The organism is Lactococcus muris (assembly GCF_042849115.1).
Lineage (GTDB): Bacteria > Bacillota > Bacilli > Lactobacillales > Streptococcaceae > Lactococcus > Lactococcus muris.
This window is the reverse complement of sequence record NZ_BAAFQO010000002.1, coordinates 58,774-71,263: the sequence shown is the minus strand read 5'-3', so window position 1 is coordinate 71,263 and position 12,490 is coordinate 58,774. Positions and strand designations below refer to the sequence as shown.

Annotated in this window: 11 protein-coding genes; all 11 read right to left on the bottom strand. The window is 39.8% G+C overall.

The window, feature by feature from the left end:
• Positions 1 to 26: 26 nt before the first annotated feature.
• Positions 27 to 569, bottom strand: coding sequence for a phosphoribosylglycinamide formyltransferase (purN, locus tag ACGHCK_RS01520; protein ID WP_202229349.1), 543 nt, complete (start codon positions 567 to 569; stop codon positions 27 to 29).
• A complete protein-coding gene (purM, locus tag ACGHCK_RS01515; protein ID WP_251420971.1) occupies positions 566 to 1,579 on the bottom strand; it encodes a phosphoribosylformylglycinamidine cyclo-ligase in 1,014 nt (337 codons plus the stop codon). Before purM ends, purN begins: the two co-directional genes overlap by 4 nt.
• The gene (gene purF, locus ACGHCK_RS01510) at positions 1,572 to 2,987 is read right to left on the bottom strand and encodes an amidophosphoribosyltransferase (RefSeq protein WP_202229345.1); all 1,416 of its coding nucleotides are present in this window, start codon (positions 2,985 to 2,987) and stop codon (positions 1,572 to 1,574) included. Before purF ends, purM begins: the two co-directional genes overlap by 8 nt.
• On the bottom strand, positions 2,972 to 5,188 hold the full coding sequence (gene purL, locus ACGHCK_RS01505; protein WP_271328079.1) for a phosphoribosylformylglycinamidine synthase subunit PurL: 2,217 nt from the start codon (positions 5,186 to 5,188) through the stop codon (positions 2,972 to 2,974). Before purL ends, purF begins: the two co-directional genes overlap by 16 nt.
• Complete coding sequence (purQ, locus tag ACGHCK_RS01500; RefSeq protein WP_251420977.1) at positions 5,185 to 5,865, bottom strand: phosphoribosylformylglycinamidine synthase subunit PurQ; 681 nt, start codon at positions 5,863 to 5,865, stop codon at positions 5,185 to 5,187. The genes purL and purQ overlap by 4 nt, the downstream gene beginning before the upstream one ends.
• Positions 5,865 to 6,107, bottom strand: a complete 243-nt coding sequence (gene purS, locus ACGHCK_RS01495) for a phosphoribosylformylglycinamidine synthase subunit PurS (protein WP_251420979.1) — start codon at positions 6,105 to 6,107, stop codon at positions 5,865 to 5,867. Before purS ends, purQ begins: the two co-directional genes overlap by 1 nt.
• Positions 6,108 to 6,161: 54 nt before the next feature.
• Positions 6,162 to 6,878 (bottom strand): phosphoribosylaminoimidazolesuccinocarboxamide synthase, encoded by a 717-nt coding sequence (gene purC, locus ACGHCK_RS01490; protein ID WP_251420980.1) that lies wholly within the window; start codon positions 6,876 to 6,878, stop codon positions 6,162 to 6,164.
• 104 nt (positions 6,879 to 6,982) lie between these two features.
• Positions 6,983 to 7,408, bottom strand: coding sequence for an ASCH domain-containing protein (locus ACGHCK_RS01485; RefSeq protein ID WP_251420981.1), 426 nt, complete (start codon positions 7,406 to 7,408; stop codon positions 6,983 to 6,985).
• Positions 7,409 to 7,553: 145 nt separating this feature from the next.
• Positions 7,554 to 8,393, bottom strand: a complete 840-nt coding sequence (locus ACGHCK_RS01480; RefSeq protein WP_202229337.1) for a thymidylate synthase — start codon at positions 8,391 to 8,393, stop codon at positions 7,554 to 7,556.
• Positions 8,394 to 8,578: 185 nt separating this feature from the next.
• Positions 8,579 to 10,429 carry an ABC-F family ATP-binding cassette domain-containing protein gene (locus tag ACGHCK_RS01475; RefSeq protein ID WP_251420982.1) on the bottom strand — a complete coding sequence of 617 codons (1,851 nt, stop codon included), beginning with the start codon at positions 10,427 to 10,429 and terminating at the stop codon, positions 8,579 to 8,581.
• 95 nt (positions 10,430 to 10,524) lie between these two features.
• Entirely contained in the window at positions 10,525 to 12,369 is a 1,845-nt protein-coding gene (locus ACGHCK_RS01470) for a glycerophosphoryl diester phosphodiesterase membrane domain-containing protein (protein ID WP_202229333.1), read from the bottom strand.
• Positions 12,370 to 12,490 lie beyond the last annotated feature (121 nt).

Below are 12,490 nucleotides of genomic sequence, written 5' to 3'. Positions count from 1 at the left end.
TTTTTTTAAGTTTATAATAGCTGTTACTATTTTTTGATAAGTTCTTCTACTACTTTTATATACAATTCATGCTCTGCTTGATGGAGTTTTTTTTCATATTCGGCGAGTTCTGGGTGATAATCAAGCTGCTGCTGGGCTAAAATTTTACCTGTATCGACTCCCGCATCCACCCAATGAACGGTGATGCCCAGTCCCTTTTGAGCTTCCCAAGATTCTTCTAGCGCATGTGCTGAACCCGCAAAAGCTGGCAAATAAGATGGATGGATATTAATAATCCGACCTTCATAAGCTTGCAAAAGAGTAGGGCCAACAATTTTCATATAACCTGCGAGACAAACCAAATCAATCTGATATTCACGGAGTAAAGAAACTATGGCTTCTTCGTAAGTCTGTTTATTAGCGAAAGATTTTAGCGTAAAGCTGACGGAAGGCACATTGAGCTGCTGGGCTCTTTGAAGAGCATAAGCCTCAGTCTTATCTGAAAATAAGAGCTGAATTTCTGTGGGAAAAGCTTGAGCTAGAGCTTCAAAGTTGGACCCTGATCCTGAGGCGAAAACGGCAATCCTCATTTTATAATTACCGATTGTTTCATACGAGGCGTAATTTTTCCGATTTCGTAACATTTTACTCTTTGCTTCACTTCTTCAGCCTTTTCTGGAGCCACAGCGAGGACCATACCAATTCCCATATTGAAAATTTGAAACATTTCATCATGAGGAACTTGACCGTATTTCTCTAAAGCTTTGAAAATAGGCAAAATCTCCCAGCTGTCTTCTTTTATTTCAGCTGTTAATTGATCACCAAACATTCGCGGAAGATTTTCATAAAAACCGCCTCCTGTAATGTGTGATATTCCTTTAATCATATTGTCCTTTATAAGTGGCAAGAGCTCTTGAACATAAATATGGGTGGGTTCAAGCAACTCTTCTCCGAGGGGACGTCCCAGCTCAGGAAGAATTTCTTGTTTATCGAAATCTTTAAAGATTTTCCGAACGAGTGAGTAACCGTTCGAATGAATCCCTGAGGAAGGAAGACCTAATAAAATATCACCTGCCTCAACGTTTTTGGGACCATCAATAAGGGCTGACTTTTCGGCAATACCGACAGCAAAACCCGCAAGATCATAATCATCTGTATCATACATATCCGGCATCTCTGCTGTTTCGCCACCAATCAAGGCTGCACCTGACAGCAAACATCCTTGGGCAACACCTGCAACCACTTTTTCGAGCTTTTCCGGATGGTTTCTCCCGGTAGCGATATAGTCAAGAAAGTAGAGAGGTTCTGCTCCAGCTGCAATGATGTCATTAACACACATGGCCACACAATCAATCCCAATCGTGTCATGTTTATCTGCTTCAATAGCCAGTATCAGCTTAGTACCTACTCCGTCTGTTCCAGAAATAAGCACTGGTTCCTTAACATCAAGTTTCGAAAGATCAAATGCCGCGCCAAATCCTCCAAGTCCTCCAAGAACGCCAAGTCTCTTCGTTTTTTCGGCGTGTTTTTTTATGCGATCAACCACTTGGTAACCCGCTTCAACATCAACTCCAGCCTTTGCATAAGCATTTTTAGACATTTTTCCCTCCTAAAGATTTCAGGTAATTTTCTTCGTAATCGTAAAGTGGTGTCGGATATATACCGTCAAAGTAAGACAGACACAGATTATCGTGGCCAATAGCCTCAACTAATCCTTCTTGACTTAAAAAGGTAAGACTATCTGCTCCAATGATTTGGCATATTTCATCGACTGAGTGATTGGCTGCAATCAGCTCTTCTCGCTTTTGAATATCGATACCATAAAAGCATGGATAAGCAAGCGGTGGACTCGCAATCACAACATGAACTTCAGCAGCGCCAGCATCTTTAAGTAAACGCACGATTCGTCTGCTTGTCGTTCCACGTACAATAGAATCGTCCACCATGATAACCTTTTTACCTTCAACTACACTGGAAACAGCCGAGAGCTTCATCCGTACACCCTGTTCTCTTAGTTCTTGTGTAGGCTGAATAAATGTACGTGCCACATATTGATTCTTAATCAGACCCATTTCGTAGGGTAAGCCAGATTCTTCTGCATATCCTGATGCTGCTGAGAGTGACGAATTTGGCACACCAATAACAATATCTGCATCTATTTGTGCCTCACGCGCCAGGATACGTCCTGACTGTTTACGTGCTGTATGGACATTGACACCTGCAATAACACTGTCCGGACGTGCAAAATAAATATACTCCATTGAACAGATTTGTGTATTGGTCTTATCTGTAAATTGCTCAATATGCAAGCCTTGATCATTAATTTGAATAATCTGACCGGGTTTGACTTCTTGAACAAAGTCCGCACCTATCACATCAAAGGCACAAGTTTCACTGGCTACAACGAGCGCACCGTTAGCCATTTTCCCAATAGATAAGGGACGGAAGCCATTAGGATCAAGAGCTGCAATCATCGAATCTTCTGTCATCAAGAGATAAGCAAATCCACCTTTAACAGTATTCAAGGCTTCCTTTACTTTTCCCATAAATTCAGGATGATGACTGCGGCGAATCAGATGCGCCAAAATTTCTGTGTCTGAACTTGAAGAAAATATCGCACCTTGTGCTTCTAATTCACGTCGTAGCGATATGGCATTTGTCAAGTTGCCATTATGGGCTAGACCAAGCTGCGTGTCTTGAAATTTAAAGTGAAAAGGCTGGATATTGTTTAATTCTGCTGAACCTGCGGTGGCGTAGCGCACATGACCCATTGCTGCTTTCCCTGATAATTTTTGCAAGTCTTTTTCGTGACGAAAAACTTCTGTTACCAAGCCTAAATCACGATGCCGTTGAAGTTGCCCATCATTATTTGACAGAATACCAGCACCTTCTTGCCCCCTATGTTGCAAGGCATGAAGCCCAAAATAAGTCAGTTGTGCAGCTTCAGGATGTCCCCAGATACCAAAAACACCGCATTCTTCGTTTAAGGACTTTACTTCATAAGGCATGGAATCGCTCCTTCATAAATCGCTTTTGCTTCTTCAGTCGATAGGGAAATTTCGCCGTCTTTTGCCGAAATTTTAATTTCTGACTTCTCTGTAACCTGCCCTAACTTGCTTGCTTTCCCTGCCATCAGCTCTTCAAAGTTCTTTTCATCTTCTGGATGAACCGAGAGGATAAAGCGCCCTTGACTTTCAGAGAAGAGTTGTGATACATTGCCATCAAAATGAACCGAAATTCCTTTATTGTTTGCAAAAGCCGACTCGACAAGAGCTACAGCTAAGCCACCTTCAGATAAATCATGTGCTGATTGAATGAGACCCGCTTGGATTGCTTTTAATACATGTTCCTGATTTTCTTTTTCGGCTTGCAGGTCGAAGTTTAGTGTACCTGAAAGCTCTCCTGTCATCATTTTTTGAATTTCAGACCCAGAGAAATCATCTGCAGTATCCCCGATAAGATAAATTAAGTCACCTGTTTCTTTAAAATCCTGTGTCGTAATATGTGCAACATCTTCAATCAGGCCAACCATCCCAATCATTGGTGTCGGTAAAATAGATTGACCGTTCGTTTCGTTATGGAGGGAAACGTTGCCCGAGATAACCGGGGTGGATAGGACACGGCAAGATTCCGAAATGCCATCACACGCCTTGCTCAACTCATAAAATTGCTCTGGCTTTTCTGGATTACCAAAATTAAGGCAGTCCGTAATAGCTAAAGGTTTCCCCCCTGAAGCAATGATATTTCGTGCTGCTTCTGCGACAGCTATTTGCCCACCAATCTCGGGATTAAGATAGAGATAGCGCGCATTACAGTCTGTTGTCATCGCTAAAGCTTTATTGGAATGACGGAGGCGGATAACTGCCGCATCAGATCCAGGTGCAACAACTGTATTGGTCATTACACGACTATCGTAGGTTTCGTAAATACTGCGCTTGCTCGCAATCGTTGGTTGATTCAGGAGTTCTTTGAGTACCTCTGTTGCGTTTGCAATTTCCGGGATAAATTTTTCGGCTTTTTCAAATGCAGCAATACGTGCAGGTTCTTTCATTTCACGATGATAAACTGGCGCATCCTCGGCTAAAGAGTCTACTGGAATTTCGGCAACTTTTTCACCTTGGTGGAATAGCGTATACATCCCGTCATCAGTAACTTCGCCAATATTTACCGCATCAAGTTCGTATTTTTTAAAGAGCTCAACGATTTCGTCTTCATGCCCTTTTTTAATGCAAAGTACCATGCGTTCTTGCGATTCTGAAAGCATCATTTCGTAGGGTGTCATATTCGTCTCACGTTGTGGCACTAAGTCTAAATTAAGTTTCAAACCTGAGCCAGCCTTTGAAGCCATTTCCGAAGTCGAAGAAACTAATCCAGCAGCCCCCATATCTTGAATACCGACAAGGATATCAGAATGATTATGAATCACTTCGAGACAAGCCTCTAACAAAAGTTTTTCCATAAAAGGATCGCCCACTTGAACGGCAGAACGTTGTGTTTCAGAACCTGAACCAAACTCCTGAGAGGCAAAGGAAGCACCATGAATGCCGTCACGTCCTGTTTTCGCGCCGACATACATGATTGTGTTGCCCACACCTTTGGCTTGCCCTTTTTGGATGTGCTTATGCTCAATCAAGCCCACACACATCACGTTCACTAAAGGATTTCCCGCATAAGATTCGTCAAAAGCTACTTCTCCACCTACTGTCGGAATACCGATACAGTTACCATATCCTGCTATTCCAGCTGTCACACGGTCAACAATGTGACGTGTTTTAGCATTGTCAATCTGACCAAAGCGAAGACTATCCAAAAGAGCAACTGGTCGCGCGCCCATCGAAAAGATGTCACGAATAATCCCGCCCGATCCTGTTGCTGCTCCCTCATAGGGCTCAACATAGCTCGGGTGGTTGTGTGATTCTGCCTTGAAAACAACTGCCCAATCATCACCAATATCAACGACACCTGCACCTTCACCTGGTCCCATAAGTACTTGTGGGCCTTCTGTTGGGAACTTTTTCAAGACAGGCTTTGAATTTTTATAGCAACAATGCTCTGACCACATCACGGCATACATGCCAGTTTCTGTAAAGTTAGGCAAACGACCACCAAGAATCTCATTTTTAATTTTAGAGTATTCTTCATCAGTCAAGCCCCATTCACGATAAATTTTTGACGTTTGGATTTCTTCTGGACTCATTTCAACGCTCATTGTGGCGCTCCTTCTTCTACAAAATTTTTCAAGATACTGGCAAACATTTTTTGACCATCATTTCCACCCAATAGGGATTCTACAGCGCGTTCTGGATGGGGCATCATTCCTAAAACATTGCCCTCTTTATTGCAGATCCCAGCAATATCTAAAGCTGAACCATTAGGGTTTCCATTTGCATAAGTGAAAATGATTTGTCCGTTGTCTTTTAAATCTGCCAAGGTTTGTTCATCCGCAATATACTTGCCTTCCCCATGTGCGATGGGCAAGCTAATCACTTCATCTTCAGCAAAAGCTGTCGTAAATTTTGACTTATTATTTACTTTTAAGTTTTGCCACTTTGAGACAAACTTTAAGCTGTCATTTTGAATCAAGGCACCCGGTAAAAGTCCTGCCTCAACAAGAATTTGAAAGCCATTACAGGTACCAAAGACAGGTTTCCCCTCTGCTGCCAAACGCTTAATCTCTGGCATGATGTTAGAAAAAGAAGCAATGGCTCCGCAACGTAAGTAATCCCCATAACTGAAACCTCCAGGAATCAACACACCATCAAATCCTGAAAGAGAATTTTCCTCATGCCAGACAAATTCGGCTTCAGCTTGCATCACATCACGAATGGCCCAAAGGAGGTCAAAATCACAATTTGATCCTGGAAATTGAATAACTGCAAATTTCATCAATCTACCACCTCAACCTTGTAAGTTTCCATGTTTGGGTTAGCAAGGAGTTTTTCTGCGATTTCCTCAACTTTAGAGACTGATTCCTCAGCCGTTGCATCAACTTCAATCTCAAAATATTTTCCTACACGAATGTCTTTTATCTCAGCATAACCTAGCTTTTGAGTTGCTGCTGTGATGGCTTGTCCTTGAGGATCTAAAATTGATTTTTTATAGGTTACGTAAACTTCTACTTTGCTCATTTTCTCTTTCTTATTCACTTTCTTTTATTTTTCTCTATAGATACGGCTTAAATCTTACAATTCTTTTTCTTCTTGAAGGGCTGTGAGTACACGACTGTATACATCAATCAAATCGCCAATATTACGGCGAAAAACATCTTTATCTAAATGATTCCCCTCCGCATCCCAAAGGCGGCAAGTATCTGGTGAAATTTCGTCTGCCAAGATAATTTCGCCAGCTGCTGTACGACCAAATTCGAGTTTGAAATCAACCAGACTTAAGCCGATTTTTGCCCAGATTTTTTGTAGAAGTGCATTGATTTTCAGTGTTTCTGACTTGATGAATTCCACTTCTTCTGGTTGAGCAAGTTCAAGAAAATAGACATGTGCATCATTGATAAAGGGGTCATCCAGCACATCAGATTTGTAATAAAATTCAATAATGGGTTGAGGAAGAACGCCACCTTCTTCCAAAGCAAATCGCTTTGCAAAAGAGCCAGCAACACGATTTCTCAAGACCACTTCTAGAGGTATAATCTCAACCTTTTGATTCAATTGTTCGGTTTTAGACAATTTTTCAATGAAGCTTGTTCGGATTTTTTCAGCATTCAATTTTTGAAAAATCAAGGATGTAATTTGATTGTTCAATGCGCCTTTGCCTTTAATTTCTTCTTTTCTTTTACCATTCAGAGCTGTTGCATTATCACAATACTCCACCCAAATCAGCTGTTCATCCTCTGTCTCATAAAGCTTCTTTGCTTTACCTTCATAAAGTAAGCGTCCCTTTCTCACGATGTGCCTCCTATTTATTTTATAATTTCATTCTAACTTTATTTAGAGTACAAAAAAAGATATTACTTGTTAAAGCAATATCTTTTTTAAACATTGTTCGTTTTTTACGAATGTTTATATAAAACTTCAAATTCTTCGCAGACAATATCCATATCCGGGGAAAAACACCCTATCTCTCGGAAAAAGTTTTCGTGAGCTTGACGCCAATAGGCGAGACTCCTATCTCCTTCACCCTCTTTGAAAGCATGCTCCTCTGTTACTTCATTAAATTTAGTAATATAAACCTTACTTGTTTGAATTGCTGCTCGAGGGCAACCTTTGCCGTCTAGTAAAAGTTCATACTTCCCATCAACTTCAGGTAAATCCTCATCAGGATCATAGTCCAATAAAGCACTCGCCGTTGCTCGTTTTTTACCTTGAAGGACAAGGTCCAATATCTCATCGGCCATTTGCGGATTATTCCCAAAAGACCATGCACCACCAAAGTTCTCAGGATTTAAATTTGCTTCTTTGATAAATTCTTTGTACATTCTTCCTCCTAGTCTTTTTCTTATAAGTTTCAACAGAATCTTTTTCTCGGAGCAATTCATTCTGTCAAGGGAAGGTATCCTCTATATTTGAAAAATATTCTGCAGCTATAAAGCAACGTGAAGGCGGATAAGAACAGTAATCTCCTTAAATTGCCAAATCAAATTTTAATTGCGGACCTACCGGTTCATAATCCACCAATTCAAAATCTTCGGGTTTAATATCAAAGAAATTCGTTCCATCTGCTACATTTAAAATCAAGCGTGGTTCTTTTTCTGAACCCGTACGTGACAGCAATTCATTCGCTTGCTCAAATTGATTATCATAAATATGCAAGTTATTGACGAAGTAGAAAAACTTACCCACTTTCCAACTAAAATGTTTAGCCAGCATCATTTGCAAAGCCACGTATTGCATTGCATTAATGTGATGCGCGACAAGCATGTCATTAGAGCGTTGAATCAAGGTTGCGTCCAGATAAATTTGTCCATCTGCTTCACGTCTTACATCAAACATGGTTTGAAAAGCACAAGGCAAAAGGCCTTCTGTTTCTTCAAAATCTTCATATTGCCAAAGATTAATGATATTGCGGCGGTTCCAGGGATTTTTTTCCAAACCTTCAAGAAGTTTGCTGATAATATTATATTTTTTGACTGTTGCCCCATAACGTTGGCCTATGGTACCATCACCGATTCCCCATTCAGCCCAATATTTTACACCATATTTTTCTTCGAGAACATCGAGTGCACTTGTCTGATCTTGGTAAATCCACATGAGTTCTTTGATTGCTGTCTTGATAGGGATACGACGAAGAGTTGTGATAGGAAATTGGCCTTTTTCAAGATCATAAGTGACGAAAGATCCTGTAATATATTTACTGTTGGCTGTTTGGCCATTTTTATATTTTGGGCGTGCATTTTCTGAAAACACGCCCTTTTCGAGGATATTACTGATGTTTTCTTTGAAGATTTTATCTGCGTAAGTCATATTTCCCTCACTTAAATTATTTATTCATGACTAACATTATATCATATTATGAATTGAGCGTTTGAAGATAAGTACTCATTTTTCCCCTCCTTCCTGTAGGGCTTTTCAACCTACCCTAGGAAAGTAGTCAGAGAATCCCCAAAAGAAAAGAGAAACATCTTCAACACAAAAAAACAGAATATCTTTTATACTTTCTCGCTCAAACACTCCCAGCGCTCATACTTTACTTCTAAGTCAGCAGTAACTTGATCTAATTCTTTTTGCAACTCAGCAAGCCTACCAGCATCAGAACCGTTTTCATTCATTTCTGTATCAATTTCTTCTATTCTTTCTTCTAATTTGGCAATATCTTCTTCGATCGTTGCCCACTCTTGTTTCTCTGCCCATGTCATCCGTGGTTTTACATTCTCACGAACCCGTGTATCAGCTTTCGGCGTTGCCACCTCCACAGGAGCAGTTACTTTTGTCGCCAAGTAATCACTGTAAGCGCCAAAAAGATGATTAATTTTTCCATCCTCAAAAGCTAAAAGCTCATTGGAAACCTTGTCTTGGAAATAACGGTCGTGACTGACGGTAATTACGGCACCAGGGAATTTTGCAAGAAAATCTTCTAAAACTGTTAAAGTTGCAATATCTAAATCATTGGTTGGTTCGTCCAACAATAGAACATTAGGCTGTGTCAATAATATTTTTAGCAAATAAAGACGTTTCTTCTCACCACCAGAAAGTTTACGAATCAAAGTACCATGTGTGCTTCTCGGAAAGAGAAATTGTTCCAAAAGATTGACAATCGAAACCGTCTCACCGCTTGTATTTTGGCTAGCAGAAGCGACTTCTTCCAGAAAATTGATGATGCGCTTGTCCTCTTCAAGTCCACGTATTTCTTGACTAAAATAACCAATTTTAACAGTCTCACCAATATCCATCGTTCCTGATGTCAACTGAAGCTCTCCGGCGATAATATTGAGCAAGGTTGACTTACCTACGCCATTATCACCAACAATCCCAACCCGACTTTTATTCTGTACAATCCAGTTCAAGTCAGAAAAAATTGGACGATCAGGAAATGCAAAAACTGCATTTTCAAAGTTTATGACTTTTTTCCCTAAGCGTGTCGTCGCTAAACTGATATCTACATCACCCAAGTCTTTATCTGTACGTATATCTTCTTTCAAGCTTTCAAAACGGTCAATACGCGCCTGTTGTTTAGTTGCTCGCGCTTGCGGAGACTTACGTATCCATGCTAATTCAGACTTGTAAAGCTGTTGGTTTTTGTGCAAGCTTGCAGCCTCACGCTCCTCTGCTTCAGCACGTTGCGCCAAATAATCTTGATAATTTCCTTGATATTCTTTGAGTTTTGACTTGTCTAGCTCAAATATACGTGTCGCCACATTGTCCAAAAAATAGCGATCATGTGTCACAAAGAGCACTGTTCTCTTGCTGTTTTTGAGATAGTTTTGCAACCATGCGATAGTGTCCACATCAAGGTGATTTGTCGGCTCATCCAACAAAAGTAAGTCTGATGGATTCACAAGGGCTTGGGCCAACTGCACACGGCGTTTTTGTCCACCCGAAAGCGAGCCTATCTTTGAAGAAAAATCAGGCAGTTTGAGCTTTGTCAATACTGTTTTCACATCTGCTTCTACTTGCCAAGCGTTTAAAGCATCCATATCGGATTGAGCACGTTCAAATTTGCTTAAGTCTTCAATATTTAAAAGTGCAGCTTCATATCTTTTGATGGCCCTCATTTGGGGGAGTGAATCATCCAGAACAGTATCCATGATACTCGCTGTATCGTCAAAATCTGGTTCTTGCGTCAAATAGGTAATTTTATAATCTTGGGGGTGAGTAAATGGAGAAACATCTCCATCAAAACCTTGTATACCCGCAATCGTATTAAGCAAGGTCGTTTTACCTGTGCCATTTGTCCCTAATAGCCCTATGCGATCGAGGTCATGAATGATAAATGAAATTTTATCAAAAAGTATTTTATCTCCCACGCTTTTTGTTAATTCTGATGCTAAAAAGTCTGCCATGTTCGCTCTCAATCCTATCTTTTTCTCTGAATACTCTTATTTATTATAGCACAACTTAAAAAAGGCAAAGAGCCTGAGCCCTTTGCCTTTTGATATTAAACATTAAAACTAGAAAAACTCTCCGAGCTTAAATCTGTCAAGTCTGCATTTCCTAAGTCCAAGAGGTAAATACGAAGCTTTTGAGAAAACGTCATACTGTTTCGTGTATTTTCAATCGTTTTCTTCACCACAGGTATATCATCTGTGATTAATCCATCCACATCGTACAGGCGCATACGTTGTACCGTATTTGGAGTATTGACATCCCAGGCATATACTTTTTTGCCATATTCATGCGCTTTTTCTACAAATTCTGAATTCAATGTTGATATTTCAACGGAAAAAGCATCTACATTACTTTTAGGTACCCCGATAAGATTGTAGGTCATAATGTAAGAGACAAAAGTAGACTGATCGTGATTTTTTAGACTCCGTGACAAATCAAAGCTTAAAGATTGTACTTGATGTTTTTTTGCTTCGATATCTTTTTTGTAACGTTGCAAGAAATTCTTACTCACTGCCTCTACATCATCATTAAGTGGAATTTTAATCTCAATCAGCAATTTTTGATGAAGTTTATCTGCTTCTTTTAGGTATTCATCAAAGCTTGGCAATGGAGCAGATTTTCCATTTTCCCGGACAGTGAGTTTCGTAAGCTCAGCTAAAGTCAGCTCATTTACCCTCTTGTTGACACCAGCTAAATGCCGTAAATTTTCATCATGCATGACAACGAACTGTTTGTCTTTTGTTTCCCGGACATCCATTTCCACATAATCTGGACGATAGGTTTGGCTGGTTTCAATCAAAGCCGGAATTGTATTCTGAACGCCATTTTTCTCTGACACACCACGATGAGAAATAATCAGTGGATCTGATAGGGTATCTTGACTGAGATAGTAGACATTAAAAATGCCAATAAGTGCAATAAACAGAGCCGTAAAAATCCCTAATAAACTGCGACTTACCCAGCGCCAAGCTTTAGGCAGCAGACGAAAAGCCTTAAGTTCTACATGTATTTCTTCTGACGTTAATTCCTCTAACAGATTAATGACTACATAAAAAATCAGTATCAACGACAAGAGCATGTGCAGTAGAGCTGAAACTTGGATGATAAACATAATCACAGTCGCTGATGCTAAGGCAATCTGTGGCATATGATAATCAATTGCAGATTGCAACAGAATCAAAAGCTGACTGATCACCCAAAAAGAGGCCAGTAGACTTACAAAAATTGCTGTGAAACGGAAAAAGAAAACTTTAAATGTTCCTTTACTCATCTGCCAACTGGTGCTCAATGAAGTTCTGAGTTTTTTCTGCTGTAAAATCATGAGCGGCAAGACAAAAATCAAACGGTAGCCGATAAAAATAGATAATACAGTCAGTAAAATATAAGCCGCCAAGAGCCACCAATTGTTAGTAGCAATAAATTCCAGTATAAAGTTGGGCACCTGAATGGCAGAAATGATATCGATACCGCTTGCAAAACCACTCAAAGGCAGAACCAACATAAAATAAAATAGGAAAAATAGAATAAGGGAAGGTCGAAGGTGCCTCAATCTTGAAAATGTTGCATAAAGCAATTCAGGAATCGTTACTTTTTCCTTTTTCCTCACAAAGTGAACCAGTATAGTAAGAAAAGTAAACTCCAAAAATACAGCTACCAAGGTCAACACTAGGATTCCCACCAAAGCGAGTGCCGTTAGGGGATGCTTGCTAAAAATGGAAATAACATTATCATAAGCAAGATAATCAATTTCTTTACGGCGAAGTAAAAAATTAGTGGTCACAGTCAAAGTTGGAACTACGACCAGTAAGAGTAAGAGGTGAAAAAAGATTACGGGACCAAAATAGTTAAACGTATTTTTAAAAAAATCTTTTGTCATCTGAAACGTTTTACGCATTTTCATTTCCTTTTTAGTAATGTATATAATAAATGTCTCCCTATTTTAACATAATATTTTCTGAACACTAAGAATATGCTTTGCACTCTTTTACAGGATAGACATTTTGTATAGGGCATCA

Bases quoted from the DNA above. Each gene is read 5' to 3' on its own strand.
- ACGHCK_RS01480 (WP_202229337.1), bottom strand. From the start codon at position 8,393: ATGACTTACGCAGATAAAATCTTCAAAGAAAACATCAGTAATATCCTC.
- ACGHCK_RS01475 (WP_251420982.1), bottom strand. From the start codon at position 10,429: ATGGCAGACTTTTTAGCATCAGAATTAACAAAAAGCGTGGGAGATAAA.
- ACGHCK_RS01470 (WP_202229333.1), bottom strand. From the start codon at position 12,369: ATGCGTAAAACGTTTCAGATGACAAAAGATTTTTTTAAAAATACGTTT.
- ACGHCK_RS01485 (WP_251420981.1), bottom strand. From the start codon at position 7,408: ATGTACAAAGAATTTATCAAAGAAGCAAATTTAAATCCTGAGAACTTT.
- purS (WP_251420979.1), bottom strand. From the start codon at position 6,107: ATGAGCAAAGTAGAAGTTTACGTAACCTATAAAAAATCAATTTTAGAT.
- purL (WP_271328079.1), bottom strand. From the start codon at position 5,188: ATGAGCGTTGAAATGAGTCCAGAAGAAATCCAAACGTCAAAAATTTAT.
- purF (WP_202229345.1), bottom strand. From the start codon at position 2,987: ATGCCTTATGAAGTAAAGTCCTTAAACGAAGAATGCGGTGTTTTTGGT.
- purQ (WP_251420977.1), bottom strand. From the start codon at position 5,865: ATGAAATTTGCAGTTATTCAATTTCCAGGATCAAATTGTGATTTTGAC.
- purM (WP_251420971.1), bottom strand. From the start codon at position 1,579: ATGTCTAAAAATGCTTATGCAAAGGCTGGAGTTGATGTTGAAGCGGGT.
- purN (WP_202229349.1), bottom strand. From the start codon at position 569: ATGAGGATTGCCGTTTTCGCCTCAGGATCAGGGTCCAACTTTGAAGCT.